Source organism: Staphylococcus ureilyticus, assembly GCF_025558845.1.
In the GTDB taxonomy this organism is placed as follows: Bacteria; Bacillota; Bacilli; order Staphylococcales; family Staphylococcaceae; genus Staphylococcus; species Staphylococcus ureilyticus.
On sequence record NZ_CP094825.1, the window covers coordinates 898,190 to 920,302 of the forward strand.

Annotated in this window: 20 protein-coding genes; 19 read left to right on the top strand and 1 reads right to left on the bottom strand. The window is 33.2% G+C overall.

Annotated elements, in window-relative coordinates; all coding sequences use genetic code 11:
* The first annotated feature begins 5 nt into the window (after positions 1-5).
* The 11 genes from MUA21_RS04395 to MUA21_RS04445 all read left to right on the top strand — a co-directional run bounded on the left by MUA21_RS04395 (position 6) and on the right by MUA21_RS04445 (position 11,946).
* The gene (locus MUA21_RS04395; RefSeq protein ID WP_262561946.1) at positions 6-920 is read left to right on the top strand and encodes an aspartate carbamoyltransferase catalytic subunit; all 915 of its coding nucleotides are present in this window, start codon (positions 6-8) and stop codon (positions 918-920) included.
* A complete protein-coding gene (gene pyrC, locus MUA21_RS04400) occupies positions 904-2,178 on the top strand; it encodes a dihydroorotase (protein ID WP_073342365.1) in 1,275 nt (424 codons plus the stop codon). Before MUA21_RS04395 ends, pyrC begins: the two co-directional genes overlap by 17 nt.
* The gene (locus MUA21_RS04405) at positions 2,178-3,278 is read left to right on the top strand and encodes a carbamoyl phosphate synthase small subunit (RefSeq protein WP_046208692.1); all 1,101 of its coding nucleotides are present in this window, start codon (positions 2,178-2,180) and stop codon (positions 3,276-3,278) included. Before pyrC ends, MUA21_RS04405 begins: the two co-directional genes overlap by 1 nt.
* Complete coding sequence (gene carB, locus MUA21_RS04410) at positions 3,271-6,444, top strand: carbamoyl-phosphate synthase large subunit (RefSeq protein WP_262561947.1); 3,174 nt, start codon at positions 3,271-3,273, stop codon at positions 6,442-6,444. Before MUA21_RS04405 ends, carB begins: the two co-directional genes overlap by 8 nt.
* Positions 6,445-6,651: 207 nt before the next feature.
* Positions 6,652-7,356, top strand: a complete 705-nt coding sequence (pyrF, locus tag MUA21_RS04415) for an orotidine-5'-phosphate decarboxylase (RefSeq protein ID WP_046208690.1) — start codon at positions 6,652-6,654, stop codon at positions 7,354-7,356.
* Complete coding sequence (pyrE, locus tag MUA21_RS04420; protein WP_046208689.1) at positions 7,349-7,960, top strand: orotate phosphoribosyltransferase; 612 nt, start codon at positions 7,349-7,351, stop codon at positions 7,958-7,960. The genes pyrF and pyrE overlap by 8 nt, the downstream gene beginning before the upstream one ends.
* Before the next feature lie 22 nt (positions 7,961-7,982).
* A complete protein-coding gene (locus MUA21_RS04425; protein WP_046208688.1) occupies positions 7,983-8,168 on the top strand; it encodes a hypothetical protein in 186 nt (61 codons plus the stop codon).
* A gap of 217 nt (positions 8,169-8,385) precedes the next feature.
* On the top strand, positions 8,386-9,786 hold the full coding sequence (locus MUA21_RS04430) for an MFS transporter (protein WP_262561949.1): 1,401 nt from the start codon (positions 8,386-8,388) through the stop codon (positions 9,784-9,786).
* On the top strand, positions 9,783-9,938 hold the full coding sequence (locus MUA21_RS04435; RefSeq protein ID WP_262561950.1) for a hypothetical protein: 156 nt from the start codon (positions 9,783-9,785) through the stop codon (positions 9,936-9,938). The genes MUA21_RS04430 and MUA21_RS04435 overlap by 4 nt, the downstream gene beginning before the upstream one ends.
* Positions 9,939-10,565: 627 nt before the next feature.
* Positions 10,566-11,420 (top strand): YitT family protein, encoded by an 855-nt coding sequence (locus tag MUA21_RS04440; RefSeq protein ID WP_046208686.1) that lies wholly within the window; start codon positions 10,566-10,568, stop codon positions 11,418-11,420.
* Between the two features lie 118 nt (positions 11,421-11,538).
* Entirely contained in the window at positions 11,539-11,946 is a 408-nt protein-coding gene (locus MUA21_RS04445; protein ID WP_046208685.1) for a VOC family protein, read from the top strand.
* Positions 11,947-12,061: 115 nt separating this feature from the next.
* Here MUA21_RS04445 and MUA21_RS04450 read toward each other — a convergent pair whose 3' ends face one another.
* Complete coding sequence (locus tag MUA21_RS04450) at positions 12,062-13,759, bottom strand: Rqc2 family fibronectin-binding protein (RefSeq protein ID WP_262561953.1); 1,698 nt, start codon at positions 13,757-13,759, stop codon at positions 12,062-12,064.
* 159 nt (positions 13,760-13,918) lie between these two features.
* Here MUA21_RS04450 and gmk point away from each other — a divergent pair, with 159 nt between their 5' ends.
* The 8 genes from gmk to fmt all read left to right on the top strand — a co-directional run bounded on the left by gmk (position 13,919) and on the right by fmt (position 22,112).
* The gene (gene gmk / locus MUA21_RS04455) at positions 13,919-14,542 is read left to right on the top strand and encodes a guanylate kinase (protein ID WP_046208683.1); all 624 of its coding nucleotides are present in this window, start codon (positions 13,919-13,921) and stop codon (positions 14,540-14,542) included.
* Positions 14,542-14,742, top strand: coding sequence for a DNA-directed RNA polymerase subunit omega (rpoZ, locus tag MUA21_RS04460; RefSeq protein WP_046208682.1), 201 nt, complete (start codon positions 14,542-14,544; stop codon positions 14,740-14,742). Before gmk ends, rpoZ begins: the two co-directional genes overlap by 1 nt.
* 379 nt (positions 14,743-15,121) lie before the next feature.
* Positions 15,122-16,324 carry a bifunctional phosphopantothenoylcysteine decarboxylase/phosphopantothenate--cysteine ligase CoaBC gene (gene coaBC / locus MUA21_RS04465; RefSeq protein ID WP_145381267.1) on the top strand — a complete coding sequence of 401 codons (1,203 nt, stop codon included), beginning with the start codon at positions 15,122-15,124 and terminating at the stop codon, positions 16,322-16,324.
* A 1-nt stretch (position 16,325) separates the two neighbouring features.
* On the top strand, positions 16,326-18,734 hold the full coding sequence (priA, locus tag MUA21_RS04470; protein WP_262561955.1) for a primosomal protein N': 2,409 nt from the start codon (positions 16,326-16,328) through the stop codon (positions 18,732-18,734).
* 169 nt (positions 18,735-18,903) lie between these two features.
* A complete protein-coding gene (locus MUA21_RS04475; RefSeq protein ID WP_046208679.1) occupies positions 18,904-19,371 on the top strand; it encodes a GNAT family N-acetyltransferase in 468 nt (155 codons plus the stop codon).
* Positions 19,372-19,808: 437 nt separating this feature from the next.
* Positions 19,809-20,498, top strand: coding sequence for a GNAT family N-acetyltransferase (locus MUA21_RS04480; protein WP_107526280.1), 690 nt, complete (start codon positions 19,809-19,811; stop codon positions 20,496-20,498).
* Positions 20,499-20,698: 200 nt separating this feature from the next.
* Positions 20,699-21,187 carry a peptide deformylase gene (locus MUA21_RS04485; protein ID WP_046208677.1) on the top strand — a complete coding sequence of 163 codons (489 nt, stop codon included), beginning with the start codon at positions 20,699-20,701 and terminating at the stop codon, positions 21,185-21,187.
* A complete protein-coding gene (gene fmt, locus MUA21_RS04490) occupies positions 21,180-22,112 on the top strand; it encodes a methionyl-tRNA formyltransferase (protein ID WP_262562237.1) in 933 nt (310 codons plus the stop codon). The genes MUA21_RS04485 and fmt overlap by 8 nt, the downstream gene beginning before the upstream one ends.
* The last annotated feature ends 1 nt before the right edge of the window (position 22,113 follow it).

Sequence of the window (22,113 nt, forward strand, 5' to 3'; positions counted from 1 at the left end):
AAAAAATGGATAACTTACTATCAATGGAACATCTAACTACAAATGAGATTTATGAACTAATAGAAATTGCAAGTGGTATTAAAAATGGATCATTTAAACCACATAATTATGAAGACAAATTTGTAGCAAACTTATTTTTTGAAAATTCTACCCGTACGAAAAGTAGCTTTTTAGTAGCAGAGCAAAAATTAGGATTAAAACTGATTGATTTCGAAACGAGCACTTCTTCTGTTCAAAAAGGTGAGAGCTTATACGATACATGTAAAACATTAGAACAAGTAGGTGCAGATGTTCTAGTAATTAGACATTCAGATACAACATACTATAATGATTTAAATTCACTTAAGTTACCGATTATTAATGCAGGTGATGGTAGTGGACAGCATCCAACACAAAGTTTATTAGACCTAATGACAATATACGAAGAGTATGAAACATTTAAAGATTTAAATATATTAATATGTGGAGATATTAAAAACTCCCGTGTAGCGAGAAGTAACTTTCAAAGTTTAACCGCACTCGGTTCAAATGTGATGTTCTCAAGTCCAAAAGCGTGGAGAGATGACACTTTAGAAGCACCTTATGTTGATATAGATAAAGTCATAGAGGACATAGACATTGTCATGCTACTAAGAGTACAGCATGAAAGACATGGTGATGAAGAAACAATGAATTTTGAAAATCAAAATTATCATGAAAATTTTGGTTTGACAAAAGCGCGTTATAATCGATTGAAGTCATCTACAATTGTTATGCATCCCGCGCCTGTCAATCGCGGTGTTGAAATAGATGATTGCTTAGTAGAAGCAGAAAAATCTCGCATCTTTAAACAGATGGAAAATGGTATGTATACACGTATGGCAGTAATTGAGTATATATTACAAACAAAGGAGGCAGCAATAAATGAAATTGCTAACTAATGCGAAAATCTTGGAAAATGGTGAACTTAAAACCACTTCAATTTTAATAGAAGGTAAAACCATTAAAAAAATTGCGTCAGACATAGAGGTTGATGCCGATGTTGAAATCATTGATTTAAAAGGACACTTTGTTGCTCCAGGTTTAGTTGATGTTCATGTACATTTGCGTGAACCAGGCGGTGAACATAAAGAAACAATTGCAACGGGAACACAAGCAGCTGCAAGAGGCGGTTTTACGACAGTTTGTCCAATGCCAAATACACGACCTGTACCTGACTCTGTTGAAAATTTAGAACGTTTAAACAAATTAATCGACGAAAATGCACACGTCAGAGTTTTACCATATAGTGCAATCACAGTTAGGCAAGCAGGTACTGAACATGTTGATTTTGAAGCTTTAGCCCAGTTAGGCACATTTGCTTTTACTGATGATGGCGTAGGTGTACAACAAGCAAATATGATGTATGAAGCTATGCAACAAGCAGCTAAAGTGAATAAAGCAGTCGTTGCTCATTGTGAGGATAATAGCTTGATATATGGCGGCGCTATGCATGAAGGGGAACGTAGTAAAGCATTAGGCATACCGGGGATACCTAATATTTGTGAAGCGGTACAAATTGCGAGAGATGTTTTGCTAGCTGAAGCAGCAGGTGCACATTACCATGTCTGTCACGTATCTACAAAAGAAAGTGTACGAGCTATAAGAGATGCTAAAAAGGCAGGAATTCATGTAACAGCAGAAGTGACACCGCATCATTTATTATTAACAGAAGATGATGTGCCTGGTGATGATGCAATTTATAAAATGAATCCACCTTTAAGAAGTAAAGCAGATCGAGCTGCACTAATCGAAGGATTATTAGATGGGACAATTGATTGTATTGCTACAGACCATGCGCCACATGCGAAAGAAGAAAAAGCACAACCAATGACAAAAGCGCCTTTCGGCATTGTTGGTAGTGAAACAGCATTTCCATTATTGTATACACACTTTGTAAAAAATGGTAACTGGTCATTGCAACAATTGGTTGACTATTTAACGATTAAACCATCTCAAGTATTTGATTTACCTTATGGAAGATTAGAAGAGGGCGGTTTAGCTGACCTTACTGCTATTAATTTAGAAGACGAGAAAGAGATTAGGGCAGAAGATTTTGCGTCAAAAGGGTCAAACACACCATTTATAGGTGAAAAAGTATACGGAACTCCAGTATTAACATTGGTAGAAGGTGAAGTTAAATTTAAGGAGGAAAAGTAATGTTGCAAAAACGCTATTTAGTTTTAGAAGATGGAACATATTATGAAGGTTATCCACTAGGATCGGACCATTTAACGAAAGGCGAAATAGTATTTAATACGGCTATGACTGGATATCAAGAAACGATATCTGATCCATCTTATACAGGGCAAATTATTACGTTTACTTATCCATTAATAGGAAACTACGGAATTAATCGAGATGATTTTGAATCTTTGATACCAACATTGAATGGTGTTGTTGTCAAAGAAGCAAGCACATATCCGAGTCATTTTCGCATGCAAAAAACATTCCACGAAGTGTTAAAAGATTATGATATCCCAGGTATTTCAGGTGTGGATACACGTAGTATTACTCGAAAAATTAGAAACTATGGCGTTTTAAAAGCAGCTTTTACAGATGACAAGGCAGATATTCCACAATTAATAGAAGAGTTGAAAGTAATTGAATTACCTAGAGATGAAGTGAAAACAGTGTCTACCAAAACACCATATGTTTCTACCGGTTATGATTTAAGTGTTGTACTTGTAGATTTTGGTAAAAAACAAAATATTGTGAGAGAACTTAATTTACGTGGTTGTAATGTTACAGTTGTACCTTATGATTCCACAGCAGAAGAAATTATTAGAATGTCACCAGATGGAGTCATGTTGTCTAATGGACCTGGTGATCCAGAAGAAGTCAAAGTTGCAATTAATATGATTAATGGCATTTTAGGAAAAATTCCTTTCTTTGGTATCTGTTTAGGCCATCAATTATTTGCACTTTCACAAGGTGCAACATCGTTTAAAATGAAATTTGGACATAGAGGTGCAAACCATCCTGTGAAAGATTTAAAGAGTGGGAAAATAGCATTAACTAGCCAAAATCATGGTTATGCGATCGATAAAGATTCATTAGCCAGTACACCTTTAGAAATAACACATATAGCGATTAATGACGGTACAGTTGAAGGTTTAAGACACCAATCATTACCTGCGTTTTCAGTACAATATCATCCTGAAGCAAGTCCTGGACCTACAGATTCAAATTATTTGTTTGATGAATTTATTAAAATGATGCATGACTTTAAAGAAAAGGAGATTTTGACAAATGCCTAAACGTAACGATATTAAAACGATTTTAGTTATAGGATCTGGACCCATTATTATAGGTCAAGCTGCAGAATTTGATTATGCGGGGACACAAGCATGCTTAGCATTACGAGAAGAAGGTTACCGCGTTATATTAGTAAATTCAAATCCAGCTACAATCATGACAGATAATGAAATTGCTGACAAAGTCTACATTGAACCTTTAACGCATGACTTTATTGCACGTATTATTCGTAAAGAACAACCTGATGCGTTGTTACCAACATTAGGTGGTCAAACAGGGCTTAATATGGCGATTCAATTACATGATAGCGGTGTATTAGAAGCGAACAACGTACAATTACTAGGTACTAAATTGGCTTCTATTCAACAAGCGGAAGATAGAGAATTATTTAGAGACTTAATGAATGAGCTAGATGTTCCAGTTCCAGAAAGCGATATCGTCAATACTTTAGAACAGGCGTTTGAATTTAAAGAAGCGGTAGGGTACCCATTAATTGTGAGACCGGCTTTCACGATGGGCGGTACTGGTGGTGGAATTTGCCATAATGATGAAGAGTTTAAACAAGTGGTAACGAATGGCTTACATTACAGTCCGGCAACACAATGCTTAATTGAAAAATCAATCGCAGGCTTTAAAGAGATTGAATATGAAGTGATGCGAGATAAAAATGATAATGCCATCGTTGTATGTAACATGGAAAATATAGACCCAGTCGGCATACATACTGGCGATTCAATTGTAGTAGCACCTAGTCAAACTTTATCAGATGTTGAATATCAAATGTTACGTGATGTGTCGTTAAAAGTTATTCGTGCTTTAGGCATTGAAGGTGGTTGTAATGTACAACTGGCATTAGACCCACACTCAATGAAATATTATATAATTGAAGTGAACCCACGTGTGTCACGTTCATCATCTTTAGCTTCTAAGGCTACAGGCTATCCGATTGCAAAATTAGCTGCAAAAATAGCGATAGGTTTATCATTAGATGAAATGTTGAATCCAATCACTAAAACCTCTTATGCTGCATTTGAACCGACGTTGGACTATGTTATTTCAAAAATCCCACGTTTTCCTTTCGATAAATTTGAAAAGGGTGAACGTGTGCTCGGTACACAAATGAAAGCAACTGGTGAGGTAATGGCGATTGGCCGAACATATGAAGAGTCTTTATTAAAAGCAATTCGCTCACTCGAATATGGCGTGCATCATTTGGGATTACCAAATGGCGAAACATACGATTTAGATTATATAAAAGCGCGTATACAAGACCAAGATGATGAGCGCTTATTCTTTATAGGAGAAGCGATAAGAAGAGGTACATCTTTAGAAGAAATACACGAAATGACTAAGATTGATTACTTCTTCTTAAATAAATTCTTGCACATCATTGATATAGAACATGACTTAAAAGTACACAAAGGAGATCTAGATTATTTAAAATTTGCTAAGAGTTATGGGTTTAGTGATCGCGTTATTGCACATCGTTTTGATATGTCAGAATCAGAAGTTTATAACTTAAGAAAACAACATAATATTTCACCAGTATATAAAATGGTAGATACATGCGCAGCAGAGTTTGAATCAGCTACACCATATTACTATGGCACGTATGAACAAGAAAATGAATCCATTATCACTGAAAAAGAAAAAATATTAGTCTTGGGATCAGGGCCAATAAGAATCGGTCAAGGTGTCGAATTTGATTATGCAACTGTGCATGCTGTGTGGGCTATTCAACAAGCTGGTTATGAAGCTATTATCGTCAATAATAACCCTGAAACAGTATCTACAGACTTTTCAATTTCAGACAAATTATATTTTGAGCCATTAACAGAAGAAGATGTCATGAATATTATAAATATTGAACAGCCAAAAGGTGTAGTAGTACAGTTTGGTGGTCAAACTGCGATTAATTTAGCAGATAAAATTGAAAAGTATGGTGTGAAAATTTTAGGAACATCACTCGAAGATTTGAATCGTGCGGAAGATCGTAAAGAATTTGAGGCACTGTTACATAAAATTGATGTGCCTCAACCTAAAGGTAAGACAGCAACGTCAACTGATGAAGCGCTCAATAATGCACGTACAATCGGTTATCCTGTAGTAGTTAGACCTTCGTATGTATTAGGTGGACGTGCAATGGAAATCGTGTATAACGATGAAGAGTTAACCAATTATATGAATCAAGCAGTGAAAGCGAGTCCGGATCATCCTGTATTAGTTGATAGATATCTCACAGGTAAAGAAATTGAAGTCGATGCTATTTCTGATGGTGAAACGGTAATTATTCCAGGGATTATGGAACATATTGAACGCGCTGGTGTCCATTCAGGTGATTCGATTGCGGTATATCCTCCACAATCTTTGACACCAAATGAACTTAAAACATTAGAAGATTATACAATTCGCTTAGCGAAAGGGCTAAATATCATAGGTCTAATCAATATACAATTTGTCATTGCACATGATGGTGTTTATGTTTTAGAAGTGAATCCTCGTGCGAGTCGTACGGTTCCTTTCTTAAGTAAAATTACGCATATTCAAATGGCACAGTTGGCCATGCGCGCTATTGTAGGTGAGAAACTTAAGGATTTAGGTTATAACGAGGGCGTTCAACCATATAGTGAAGGTGTCTTTGTTAAAGCTCCGGTATTTAGCTTTAACAAATTGAAAAATGTAGATATTACCTTAGGACCTGAAATGAAATCAACTGGGGAAGTCATGGGGAAAGATTTAACCATGGAAAAAGCATTATATAAAGGTTTGACAGCAAGTGGTATGGAAGTAAAAGATTATGGTACGGTATTGATGACCGTAAGTAATAAAGACAAAGATGAAATTGTGAATATCGCGGCTCGCTTAAATGAAGTTGGCTATAAAATATTAGCTACGGAAGGTACTGCTAAAAAATTAGAAAATAACCATATCACTGCAGAAACTGTAGGTAAAATTGGTGGAGAAAACGATTTATTATCACGTATACAAACGAATGATGTTCAAATTGTGATCAATACGATGACAAAAGGAAAAGAAGTTGAACGTGATGGTTTTCAAATTAGACGTGCCTCTGTTGAAAATGGCGTACCATGTCTAACTTCATTAGATACTGCAGAAGCATTAACATCCGTTATAGAAAGCATGACTTTCACGATGAAAAATATGTAAAATATAATTAAAAAACTGAAATAATTTTTATGCTTTCATGCAAAAAAATGCTATTGGCAATAGACGGCTAGGATAAAAATATTTTTATGAAATTTTTCTCTAGTCGTCCTTGTCAGTATGAAAAAAATTCCAAAATATTATTGCTGTCATATGTCCATACACGCTTGGCAAATATAATAAAATAGCTATAGATGAGAGGCGATATATATGCAAAATAATCTACCTATCATTGCTTTAGATTTTGAATCAGCAGAAGCGGTTACACAATTTTTAAATCAATTTGATGAACCTTTATTTGTCAAAGTTGGAATGGAACTTTTTTATCAAACTGGGCCTTCATTAATCACTGATATTAAGAAACGTGGTCATAGCATATTCTTAGATTTAAAATTGCATGATATTCCTAACACTGTTGGTAAAGCAATGGAAGGCTTAAGCAAATTAGATGTCGATTTAGTAAATGTACACGCAGCTGGTGGTTCAGAAATGATGAAACGTGCTGTAGAAGGTATTAGAAAATATAACAGTAATATTAAAATTATTGCGGTTACACAATTAACGTCGACTACAGAAACAATGTTGCGTGATGAACAAAATATCCAAAGTACAATGGATGAAGCAGTGTTGAATTATGCTCGTCTAGCTCAATTATCAGGATTAGATGGCGTTGTATGTTCACCACTTGAAGCAAATTTAGTAAAACAGGAATTAGGTGAATCTTTCTTGAAAGTGACACCAGGCATCAGACCAGAAAACACTTCTTCAGATGATCAACAACGTATTACGACACCAGAAAAAGCAAGTGTTTTAGGGGCTACACACATTGTTGTAGGACGACCTATTACACAAAGTGAAAATCCGGTAACGAGTTATCAAAAAATTAAAGAAAGTTGGTTGAAATCACATGACTAAATCAATTGCACAAGCATTGTTAGACATAAAAGCTGTATCATTATCTCCCAATGATCCGTTTACTTGGAGTTCAGGTATTAAATCGCCAATATACTGTGATAATCGCATCACACTAGGTTTTCCTGATGTACGTACTCATATTAGAGATGGCCTGCAAGCATTGATTGAAACACATTTTAAAGATATTGAAGTTATATCAGGTACTGCAACAGCCGGGATTCCACATGCAGCATATGTCTCAGAAGTGATGAACTTACCGATGAATTACGTTAGATCAAAAAGCAAAAGTCATGGTAAACAGAATCAAATTGAAGGTGCATCAAGTGAAGGTAAAAATGTAGTAGTTATAGAAGATTTAATATCTACAGGTGGCTCTTCAATAACTGCAGTAGATGCACTAAAAGCTGCAGGTGCAAATGTATTAGGTGTAGTAGCAATCTTTACTTATGGTTTGAAAAAAGCAGATGACCAATTTGCACGAGCTGATATACCCTTCTATACATTAAGCAATTATAATGAACTAATTGAGGTTGCTAGAGAAAATGGAGAAATTTCTGAAAATGATATTACTACATTAGTTGATTGGAGAGATAACTTGTCATAAAATGTTAGATGGAGGGGATGTTATGACAAAAGACTCAAATGTAGCTTATAATCATTTTGCTCATTTAAATAAATTCCTCAAAAAATCAGAAGACTATAGAGCACAAACAACTTCAGAAGATGAAAATAAATGGTTGTTTAACGCTACAGAATCAAATATTTATAAAAAATCAAAATTAAATCTAAAGCAAAAAGGACATATTAAATAAACGATATATGTAAATATATTATGTGAATTTGAGACAACATTAAAAATTTATTTAATTAAATTGGTTAAAAAATGCTTAAAAGACTTTTATATATTGATAAAAGGTCTTTTAGGCATTTTTTAATATATAAATATATTTTGTTCATATTTAGTTCACAAAATAGGTTTTAAATAATGAGTATCATATGAAATTCCAAGATAGAAAGGAATGAATGAACTTGAATCAAAAAAAATTTGATATTGTTGCACTATTTTTACTCATTGGTGTGTTTATGGCAGCTTTAGACAACGGCATTATTAGTGCAGCGTTAACCACAATAAATCAATCTTTTGAAATTTCAGCACAAATGGGGTCATGGGGCATAACGATTTACACATTAGGTATGGCTGTAACTACACCTATAGCGGGTAAACTTGCTGATATGTATGGTCGTAAAAAAATATTTGTTATTGAAGTCATTTTATTTGGTTTAGGATCATTGTTAGTTGCTTTAAGTCCAAATTATACAATATTTATTATTGCACGATTAATTCAATCATTTGGTGGAGGCGGTTTATTTGTAATCGCTAGTTCACATATTATAGCTACTTACACCAAGGAAAAACAAGGTAGCATGCTTGGTGGGTTAGGTGCAATGAATGGTATTGCTTCCGTATTAGGACCAAATATAGGAAGTTTATTAATTAACGTAAGTGGAACATGGCATTGGCTATTCCTGATCAATGTGCCAGTGGCAGTAATGATTATTATTTTTATGATTCTTAAAATGCCAGAAACACAAGAAAAAGTTAAAACTAAAATTGATAAGTACGCCATCATTATATTTTCATTTTCAACGTTGCTAATGATGTTTGCGATTAATAATATACAAACGAAAAATATTGCTAATAGTATACTTAGCTTTTCAGTAATTGGTTTATTTATATTGGCAATCATTGGATATGGTATTTTGATTTTAGTAGAATATAAAAACGAAGCAACTGATATAGATGCATTCTTACCTTTCTATTTATTAAAAAAACCAGCTTTTTCAGTAGTATTGATTATGGGCGTTTTATCAGGGATGTTAATTGGTTCCATTATTTTCATTCCTTCCTTTGTCGAAAACGTATTGCATGTTAAAGCTGAGAACAGTGGCTATTGGATGACACCCTTAGCGTTAGCTTCAGGTGTTGGCGCGTCAATGGGTGGGAAGATTGTTGATAAAAAAGGGCCAATATTTGCATTAGTGATTGCGAGTATCATTAGCATCATTGGGTATGGAGGCTTAGCCTTTTTAACTTATTCAATTACGCCATTTTTAATATTTTCAATTATCGCAGGTTTAGGTTTTGGTTTTACTATTGGTGCACCAATGACTGTATTAGCAACTAGATCAGCACATTCAGATAAAAATAATAGTACTGTAATTGGAACATTATCCGTTTCTAGACAAGTCGGCATAACAATTGCACCGACTATGTTTACGACATTCATTCAATTCGGATATAGCCAAATGGGTAGTAAAATTAAAGAAAGTATAAATTCAGCCCATTTTGGTTTCAAAGATATACCAGTTTCGTTAATGAAAACGATGGAACATAATTCAGGCAATCTTAATAAATTTTTGAACAAGTGAATCAAATTTCTAATGATACATTAAGACATGCAATTACAAATGGCATTGAGGATGCTACACACCTTGCGTATATGCCTATATTTTTAACTGCAGTTATTGCAGCTTTTATTATTTTGCTACTTGTAACGCTCTTTAGTAAAGAATTTAAATAAAAATTTGATAAACTGGTGGAATCGTAAAGAAAGATTAAAAAAGATTAATTGTAGGAAGTAACGTAAAAAAACAGCAACGCAGTATGGTAGACAAGGTTTTAATGTCTACTTTACTGCGTGTTTTGTTTAATATAATACTAAAATGATTGAAATGATTAATGTTATTAAAATGATTAAAAAGTATTGTGATAAAGTTATGATATAAAATGGATTAACGAATCATAATTTTAATGATGATAAAGCCAATGAGTATCACTAAAGCGGCAATCAGTAATGGAATAATGTAATAAAACATGAAATACCTCCAATTATATTTGTATTTATTTTAACTATAAATATTTAAAAGTAAAGTGATTTTATGGTTTTAAGCCGTCAAAGCTTTCAATATTACACACTTTACAAATTAATGTTGCAAACTACATGAAGTGGTATATTGAAATGGGTTGTGTTACATTTGCAATTATACTATGTAACTGTAACAAATGTTATATTTTCATTTATTTTGGTTTTAAATAGATTTGTGAGTATAAAAAACAAATTTGTAAAATTAAAATGAGGCATGATTTGAATACACTTTTTTAGCTTACCTTATTTAATTTTATATTATCAAATGTAAGGGGATATGATATGAAACGTATGAAGCAACTTTTAAAAAACCATACTAAAAATATTATTGTATGCTTAATTGGCGCATTTGTAAGTGCGATTGCAGTAAATTCATTTATATTAGAGTCTAATTTAGGTGATGGGGGTACTGTGGGTATGTCATTAGCATTAAAATATGCCTTTGGTTTTTCACCAGCGATATCCTCGTTAATTATTAACACATTGGTCATTATTGTAGGATGGCGTTTTTTAAGTACTAGAACAGCAGTATATACGTTTATTGCTAATACAGCGATTTCAATCTTTTTAGATTTAACTGAAAATTTTAAGACAGGTATTGATAATTTTGTAATAAATGCTTCGTTTGGTGGCGTTTTAGTAGGTGTAGGTATTGGATTAGTAATTGCTTCTGGTGGTGTGATAGGTGGGACATCAGTCATTGCTAAGATGCTAAATAAATATTTTGACATCAAAACATCGCAAGGTATTTTTGTTTTAGATGGATTAGTTGTCTTGTCTTTTTTATTTGTCTTACCTTTAGAAAACGTCTTATTTACTGTAATTATGATATTTATAACTGAACGTGCTACTGCATTCATTATAGAAGGATTCCATCCTAAAAAAGCAGTGACTGTGATATCTAGTAGAAATGAGATTATAAGTGATGAAATCAATAGTTTTACAGGTAGAGGTTCAACACTCTTAAAGGGTAAAGGTGGATACGGTAAACATGAAACAAGTATGTTGTATGTTGTAGTTCCACAATCACAAGTAACTAGAGTTAAAAAGCTTGTAAATGAGGTAGATGAAAATGCCTTTTTAGTCATTCATGATGTGAGAGATGTATTAGGTAATGGATTTATAAATTTATCTTAATGATAGATTAGTAAAGGAGCACTTCATGTGACGTGTTGTTAATTGCAAATTTTATTCGTTCGATTTTTTTAAGCGTTTGTTTTATTCTAGAACTAAGATGTTTTAAGGAGGCAGTTAAATGGCAATTCCCAAAATAACGACATTTCTAATGTTCAATGGACAAGCAGAAGAAGCAATCAATTTATATGTAGATGCATTTGAAGATGCAGAAATATTAGCGATGGTTAAATATGAAGAAGATGATAAAGAACCCACTGGTGCCGTACAACATGCTATCTTTCGCTTAAAAGATCAAGTTTTTATGGCGATTGATAATATGAATGGTGTCGATGTAGACATGAATCCAGCAATGTCTTTATATGTCACTGTAGATAGTCCGTTAGAAATGGAAAGATTATTCAGTAAATTGAAAAGTGGTGGGGCAATTTTAATGCCTAAAACGGAAATGCCACCATTCAGAGAATTTACATGGATTGTAGATAGATTTGGCGTTAATTTTCAGCTTGCATTACCAGATAAAAAATAAATATTAAAAAGGCTAAGATAAAGTATCATGCACGCGTTACATGTGCTGCTTACTCATAATCTTAGCCTTTTTTAGATTGAAGTATGTTACTAATGCTTTAAAGTATTTGGTGTTATCATGTCACCTTCATTTTTTGAATGTGATCGTAATCAGGTGTAGCATAGAGTGTTTTTTGGTGATCATATGTTACAAATCCTGGTTTTGCGCCAGAAGGTTTGTGAACGTGTCTAATTTCAGTGTAATCAACTGGTATTTGACCAGAATTACCAGCTTTTGAAAAGTAACCGGCTAGCATAGCCGCTTCTTTAATAGTATTTTCGCTTGGCGCATCATTTAAGATAACCACATGAGACCCTGGGATCTCTTTCGTATGAAACCAAAGATGCTGTTTGCTGGCTTTTTTATTCGTTAAATAATCATTTTGCTTATTATTTTTTCCTACAAGTATGGTATCTCCATCAGTTGAAACATACGTTTGCAATTGAATGGTCGGTTTCTTTTTCTTATTTTTTTGCTTCCGCTGTTTCATATAACCTTGTTCAGCAAGCTCTTCTCTAATATCATCAATGTCATCCACAGATATATGTGCGAGTTGTTGTTCTATATTTTCAAAATATGTGATGTTTTCTTTTGTTAAATCGATTTGTCGTGTTAATTCATGTGCACGTGTTTTCAATTTATTATATTTTTTATAATACATTTGAGCGTTTGTAGCTGGTGATTTTGTTGTATCTAATGGAATGGTTATTTCCTGACCATCATAATAATTGGTAGTCGTCAGATACTTATCACCTTGTTTAATTCTATAAATATTTGCAGTGATTAATTCACCGTATAATTGCTGTATTTCTTTATCCTTAGTGCCTTCTTGTTCGTCGATTAATTTACTGAGTTTATTTTGATATTTATGCAGTTGTTGCTGTACAAATTTGACTAAATCATTTGCACGTTGTTTAACGCGTTCTCTTTCTCCTCTAGCATCGTAATATCTATCTAATAAATCATGTAGAGAATCATATTCAACCATATCATCGTAAAATTGATTTAAGTGCATAAAATAGAAATCTTCTTTTCCTGTTTCATGATTCTTATGAAATACAGGAGTAGGTAAATCCATTGTCTCATTCATAACTGAATTAAATGCCTCTGGTAACGTGTCGGTCGTCATAAATTGTTTACGATTGACAATTTCATTCGTAATTAAAGGACTAAAGCCTTCAAATTGATTTAGCAGTTGCCTAGCGATTTTTCCACTATTGAAATCGATGAATTTTAAAACTTCTGTACCCGTAATACTATATGGATTAGTTTTATTTTGGGTAGGGGGCGCTTCATATTGAAACCCAGGCATAACTGTACGATATTGATTTGTATTTGGAGTTAAATGTTTAAAACCTTCAATAATCTTGCGTTGATCATCTACTAACATTAAATTACTGTGTTTACCCATTATTTCTAAAATAACTGTGCGGTATGTGGTATCACCGATTTCATCTTTACTGTGAATATCTATTTCTACACGTCTATCGTTTCCGATTTGTCTTATAGCTTTAATGAAACCACCCTCTAAATGTTTACGGAATACTCTTGCAAACATTGGTGGTTCAAATGGATTATCATATTTTTTATTCGTTAAATGCATTCTAGCAAAACTAGGATGGATCGAGAGTAGAAGTTGATGGTTTTTACGATTTTGACGTATTACCATGATGATTGTATCGTTTTCAGGTTGATTGATTTTATGAATCCTACCATCAACGAGAAATTGTAAAGATTCTACCATTTTTCGTGTAAATAAACCATCGTATGCCATTACTATCAGCCACCTTATTTTTAGTCATTCATCACATTGTAACATGGTGAAAAGATTTGGTCATGAGCAAAGTTTGTTTGAACGTATGCTATACAACCAAACACTCATTATGGTATCATAGTTTAATAATAGAAGAATAGCTTAGAGAGGTAGTAAGGCATGGATAATGAGAAAGGTTTGTTGATTGTACTTTCTGGACCATCTGGTGTAGGAAAAGGTACAGTTAGAAAAAAAATATTTGATGACCCAACCACATCTTATAAATATTCTATCTCGATGACGACACGTAATATGCGTGAAGGTGAAGTCGATGGTGTAGATTATTTCTTCAAAACAAAGGCAGAGTTTGAAGCGTTAATTAAACAAGATCAATTTATAGAATATGCAGAATATGTGGGAAATTATTACGGTACACCAGTGCAATACGTAAAAGATACTATGGACCAAGGACATGATGTATTTTTAGAAATTGAAGTTGAAGGTGCCAAACAGGTTCGAAAGAAATTCCCTGATGCATTATTTATTTTTCTAGCTCCACCAAGTTTAGATCATTTACGTGAGCGCTTAGTAGGGCGTGGTACTGAGTCAGACGAAAAAATTCAAAGCAGAGTACTTGAAGCTCGTAAAGAAGTTGAAATGATGAATTTATACGATTATGTTGTCGTTAACGATGAAGTAGAATTAGCTAAGCAACGTATTCAATCCATTGTTGAAGCTGAGCATTTGAAAAGGGAAAGAATTGAAGCAAAATATAGAAAAATGATATTGGAGGCAAAAAAATAATGTTATATCCACCATTAAATGATTTAACATCTAAAATCACATCAAAATATTTAATCGCTACAACTGCAGCTAAACGTGCACGTGAGTTGGATGAGCATCCAAATAGTACACTATTAAACAAATATAATTCAGAAAAAGCAGTGGGAAAAGCTTTGGAAGAAATAGCTGGCGGCGAAGTTTATCCTGAAACTACAAAATAACACTTTCTAAGCGAATATTAAATCATATAATTTTATATTTTTGAAAAGTACACCAGGTTAATGATGTGCACTTCAAAAGTCAGACGCATGTGATGACTTTGAGGTTTCATAGCCAAGGTGTGCTTTTTTAATTTGGGCAATAATTTGTGTATAATAAGCAGTAATCATATTTATATTTAAAGCAATGAAGCTAAAATAAGGTATTGCATAAAATAATTCATTGGCTGAGTAACATAAAATACATTGTGTAGTTATTTGTACGACCTTGATACAGAATTAAAACATTTGTTTATATTTAGGTATATTGAAAAATTCAATATATAAATTACAAAGTTGAACAATTAATAGAAAGATATTAACGATTTGGAGGAAAACTACGATGAAAAATATTTTACTTGCTGTCACTGGTGGTATCGCTGCGTATAAAGCAATAGATTTAACGAGTAAACTCACACAGGCTGATTATAACGTGAGAGTGATGTTAACAGATCATGCACAAGAGTTTGTAACTCCTTTAGCTTTTCAGGCTATTGGTAGAAATCCTGTTTATACGAGTACTTTTAGAGAACACAATCCAGAAGAAATTCAGCATGTTGCTTTAGGAGATTGGGCAGATGCGATTGTTGTAGCACCGGCAACTGCTAATACCATCGCTAAACTGGCAAATGGTATTGCTGATGACATGGTTACATCAACATTATTAGCTACAGAAACACCCAAATTTATCGCTCCTGCAATGAATGTACATATGTATGAGAACAAAAGAACGCAACATAACTTAGCAACATTAAGTTCAGATGGTTATTATTTCTTAGAACCTGGTGAAGGATTCCTAGCTTGTGGTTATGTAGCAAAAGGAAGAATGGAAGAGCCTTTACAAATTGTAGAAAGATTAAATCAGTATTTTAAAAACAACACGTCAGCGACAAAAAATAGTAGATTTAACGGTATACAAGCATTGGTGACAGCGGGGCCAACCATAGAAGAGCTAGACCCTGTTCGTTATTTATCCAACCGCTCATCAGGTAAAATGGGATATGCACTCGCAGAATCTTTAGCTCAAAGAGGGGCGATCGTGACACTTATATCTGGTCCAACTCATCTAACACCACCTAAGAATGTAGAAGTCATTCAAGTAGAAAGTGCACAACAGATGTTTGAAGCGGTTAAAACGCGATTCGATAAGATGGATATTGTCTTTAAATCTGCAGCGGTATCAGATTATGCTCCAACTGAATTATTAGAACATAAACTTAAAAAACGACAAGGTGATTTGACTGTTACTTTTAAACGCACACCCGATATTTTAAAATACTTGGGTGAGCATAAAGATAAACAATTTTTAGTTGGTTTTGCAGCAGAAACACAAAATATTGAATCATATGCTCAAAAAAAACTAAAAAGTAAAAACGCAGATGTCATCATAGCGAATAATGTTGGCGATCGTACCATTGGGTTTAGCTCTGATGATAATGCATATACTATGTACTATAAAAACGGTGAAACAATATCATTAGGGAAACATAAAAAAGTCATATTAGCGGAGCATATATTAGACAGTTTAGAAACAAGGTGGAAATAAAATGATAGCAAAAGTAATCGTAGATATACCATCTAAAAGTGTTGACTTTACGTTTGATTATTTAATTCCACAAAAATTTCAAGCGATGGTTGAAGTTGGTATGCGCGTGATTGTACCTTTTGGACCGAGAACGATTCAAGGTTATGTTATGGACATCACTCAGCAAACCGACACTAGTATGGACATATCAAAATTAAAAGCAATAAAAGAAATACAAGATATTAAACCTGAATTAACGAAAGAATTAATACAACTTGCAGATTGGTATCATACGTATTTTGTTACAAAACGAATTTCTATGTTAGAGGTTATGCTTCCAAGCGCAATCAAAGCCAAATATACTAAAGTATTTGCAGTTAAAGATACTGAAGCCATACCAGAAAAATTGTTGAAACGATTTGATTCGGAAGGACATTATGCATATAAAGTAGCACAAAAAAATGAAGACTTAACGCTCATTGCACCATTTTTAAAGCAAGGTGCAATTCTTGAAGATACGATTTTGTCTCAAAGTTTAAAGAAAAAGAAACAACGCGCAGTGCGCATTGTCGAAGGCTTTAATGATGATACAGTATTAGAATCTTTGGAAAAATCAAAAAAGCAATATGAATTATATGCTTATTTAATTGATGAAAATCATCACGTAGTTTTTTTAAAACAGTTGGAAGAAATGGGTTTTTCAAAATCTAGCATTGAGACGTTAGTCCGTAAAGGCTTTATTGAGAAATATGATACAACTGTAGAGCGAGATCCTTTTGCAACACGGGTATTTGAACAAGATCAAAAGCAACAACTTACGCAAGAACAACAAGAAGCATATGATGCGATACTTGAGACGATTAATAAAGGTGAACAACGTACATTTTTATTACATGGCGTAACGGGTTCTGGTAAGACGGAAGTTTACTTGCAAACTATAGAAAATGTACTCAATCAAGGTAAACAAGCGATGATGTTAGTGCCAGAAATTGCACTCACTCCTCAAATGGTATTAAGATTTAAACGAAGATTTGGAGACGAAGTAGCAGTTTTACACTCAGGATTATCTAAAGGGGAACGTTATGATGAATGGCAAAAAATTAGAGATGGAAAAGCGAGTGTGAGTGTAGGAGCTCGCTCAAGTGTATTTGCCCCTTTCAAAGATTTAGGTATGATCATTATAGATGAAGAACATGAGTCTTCCTATAAACAAGAGGATTATCCTAGATACCATGCTAGAGATATTGCACAATGGCGCAGTCAATATCATCATTGCCCTTTAGTATTAGGCAGTGCTACACCAAGTTTAGAGACATATGCACGTGCAACTAAAGGTGTTTATGAACTATTATCATTACCTCATAGAGTGAATCAGCAAGCTTTGCCAGACGTGAATATCGTAGATATGCGTGCTGAACTTGCTTCTGGCAATCGTTCTATGTTTTCAGAAGATTTGCGTAGTGCGATTCAAGAGCGTTTAGATAAAAAAGAACAAGTTGTTTTATTTTTAAATAGACGTGGATATGCGTCATTTATGTTGTGTCGAGATTGTGGCCATGTCCCTCAATGTCCTAACTGTGATATTTCTCTCACATATCATAAGTCTACGGATCAATTGAAATGCCATTATTGTGGTCATCAAGAAGTACCACCTAATAAGTGTCCCAACTGTGAAAGTGAACATATCAGACAGGTAGGCACAGGTACTCAAAGAGTTGAAGAACTATTACAAGAAAATTTTCAGGAAGCAAAAATTATTCGTATGGATGTTGATACCACTTCTCGAAAAGGTGCACACGAACAATTATTAGATGACTTTGGTTCAGGTAAAGGAGATATTTTACTGGGGACACAGATGATAGCGAAAGGTTTGGACTTTCCAAATATTACTTTGGTTGGCGTATTAAATGCTGATACGATGTTAAACTTGCCTGACTTTAGAGCTAGTGAGCGTACATATCAATTGTTGACGCAAGTTTCAGGACGTGCAGGCCGTCATGAAAAAGAGGGACAGGTGATTATACAAACATATAATCCTGATCATTATGCTATTAAAGATGTTCAAGATAATGACTATCATTCCTTTTTCGAAAAAGAAATGAATTATAGAAAGTTAGGTAAATATTCACCATATTTCTTTTTAATTAATTTTACGATTGCGCATAATAATATGAAAAAAGTAATGGAAGCTTCTAAACATATACACAAAATATTGTTACAGCATTTATCAGATAAGGCATTAGTTCTAGGCCCTTCTCCAGCAGCTTTATCACGAATTAATAATGAATATCGCTTCCAAATATTAATAAAATATAAAAGCGAACCTTCATTGCACGAAGCATTAAAGTATTTAGATGATTTTTATCATGATCAGTATTTAAAAGACAAATTATCACTGAAGATAGACATCAATCCACAAATGATGATGTAGGTTGTTGTTGTAAATGGATTAATTGCAGTGTATAAAAGGGGAGTCTTAAAATCAGTATTTTATTGGTTTTAAGGCTCTCTTTTTATTGAATATTAAATATTAATGGTTGAATATGATTGATAGATATAGTAAATTTATTTGCTCACATTTTTTTAAAGGAGTACTAGATATGGAGATGAGAATTGCAAATAAAAATGATATTGAAACAATTATAAAATTAAGAAAAGAACAATTACTTGATCAAGGCATGCATGGTACTGAAGATATTGACGATAATATGAGAGCATATTTTAAAGATGTTTTCGATAAAGGAAACATCTACCAAGTATTTATGATAGATAATCATCAAGTTGTAGCAACAGGAGCTGTTGTCTTCCAACAGATACCACCTGCATATGATAATCATTATGGTGTAGAAGGTTATATTACTAATGTTTATACAACTAAATTATATAGAGGATTAGGTTTGAGTAAACAAATTCTAGAAGAGCTTTTATTAAAGTGTAAAACAGAACAGGTGAATATCGTTAATTTAAAAGCTTCTACTCAAGCAGAGCCATTATATTCTAAAATTGGTTTTATAAAAAATGTATCATCCATGACCATTGAGTTAGCAAATAGTGAAGCGAAACAGTAATAGATATAAAGCTAATTATTATTATATCGTTTATTTAGTTTAACGTTTTAGATGTTTCTAAATAAACTAAATTTTAATATAAGGTATAAATTTAAGGTTTATTTTATTGAAGAAATAATAAAGTAATGTCTTGCTATAGTTAAAATAAATCTAAATATAAAATGAAAAAGTAGAAGTAAGAAGAATGTCATTCAGCTAGTATTTATTTCTTTTTACTTCTACTTTTTAATTAATTCATATTATAAAATATTAAAAAGAATATAAACTGATTAATAAAAATGCTTTCGCATTATAAGTTACAATGATAACATAATATTAATTTATAAAAATTGATATAGAAGTATTATACGCAATTGCTAAACATTTTAATGATTAATATTTCGCGTGATAAATTATGCGATAAAGTTCTCTAGTCATTGATTAAAAGGGGGGCATAAATGGAATATAATCAGTTTGAACAACCTATCGGTAAGTCATTAATCGATTTCTCTCAACCCAAAACACCAACGGCTGATGTGTTAGAAGGGAAGTATTGTAGATTAGAAAAATTAGCTTCAAAACATATTAACCCTTTATTCACTCATTTTAATGAGCAAGAAGATGCACCTAATTGGACGTATTTACCAGACGCGCAGCCTAAAAGTTATGATGATTTTGCAACCTATATAAAAAATAAAGTACAAACAAAGGATCCATATTTTTTTGCTATAATAGATCAATTTGATAATGATGTAGTAGGTATTTTATCATTACTTAGAATAAATGAACCAAATGCAACAATTGAAGTTGGTCATATTCATTATGCTAATAAAATGAAACGAACACGTATTGCTACAGAAACACACTACTTATTAGCAAAATATATCTTTGACACTTTGGGATATAGAAGGTATGAATGGAAATGTGATGCATTAAATGAGCCTTCTATAAAAGCAGCCAAACGACTTGGCTTTAAATATGAAGGTTTGTTTAAAAATCATACTATTTATAAACAAAGAAGTAGAGATACATACTGGCTCGCTATGTTAGATGATGAGTGGTCAGTATATAAAACTAAGTTTGAGAATTGGTTGAACGAATATAATTTTGATGAATCTGGCAATCAAATAAATAAGTTATCACTATGATATTACAACATTAACTGGATAATAAATATTTTGTAAACCGTAAGCTTGTATAGGGGGCTTACGGTTATATTTGTGATGACGGAATAAAATTAAAGTGAAAATATATGTGATTTCAGTTCGTGTATTTCATCAAAGCTTGGTGCAAATTTAACTAAAATAAGTTATAATGATATGATGAATTTTTATGAGGAGTAATTTGTATGACAATAAAGCAACTTGTTACAGCAGAAAATCCAATTTTGCAAAAGCACGTGCCGGATGTATCACGATTTGACGAAAACTTAGCTCAATTATTGCTCGATTTAGAAGACACAATGTATGAAGTTGAGGCTTCTGCCATATGTGCCCCGCAAATTGGCATTTTACAAAAGGTAGCTATTATAGATATGGAAATAGATGGATTGTTACAACTTATTAATCCAAAAATCATTCGAGAATCTGACCAAAAAGTAACTGAGTTAGAGGGCTCTATTTCATTACCTGACATTTATGGTGAAGTTGAAAGAAGTAAAATGATTGTTGTTAAAAGTAATGATAAAAATGGAAACGAAGTAGAAATGACTGCATATGATGATATTGCACGCATGATATTGCATATGATTGATCATTTTGAAGGTAAACTTTTTACAGAACGTGCAGATAAAATTTTGACTGAAGCAGAAGTGGAGGCGTATTTTGAAAATGAGTAAAATTATTTTTATGGGGACACCAGATTTTTCAACAAAAGTGTTAGAAATGTTAATTGTAGAACATAACGTGATCGCAGTCGTTACTCAACCTGATCGACCAGTTGGCAGAAAACGAAAATTAACACCACCACCAGTGAAACAAGTTGCAATAGAACATGCGATTCCTGTATATCAGCCTGAAAAACTGTCAAAATCTGAAGAATTAGAGATGTTGATTGATTTAAACGCGGATTTAATTGTTACTGCGGCATTTGGCCAATTATTACCACAACGTTTATTGGATGCACCAAAGTTAGGTGCTATCAATGTACATGCATCATTATTACCTAAATATAGAGGTGGAGCCCCGATACATCAAGCGATTATAGATGGAGAAACACAAACTGGTATTTCTATCATGTATATGGCTAAGAAATTGGATGCTGGAAATATTATAGCTCAAAAAGCGATCGATATTGAACCACAAGATGACGTTGGTGTAATGCATGATAAATTAAGCTTTTTAGGTGCTGAATTATTAAAAGAAACGCTTCCTTCTATCATTAATGGTACGAATGAAAGTATTGTTCAAAATGAAGACGAAGCGACATTTGCATCTAACATTCGTCGAGAAGATGAAAAAATTGATTGGTCAGAACCTGCTGAAGTAGTTTATAACCATATTAGAGGTCTATCTCCATGGCCGGTTGCCTACACAATTATGGATGGAGAAAACTTAAAAGTCTATGCTTCACGCATTGAAAAAGATAAAGACGGTGAGCCAGGTACAATAATAGAGACAACTAAGAAAGCAATTATTGTGGCTACAGGTTCTAGTGATGCGATTGCATTAACAGAGATTCAAGTTGCTGGTAAAAAGAGAATGCCTACAGCTAATTACTTAAGTGGTGTACAATCAACACTCGTTGGGAAGGTATTAAAATGAC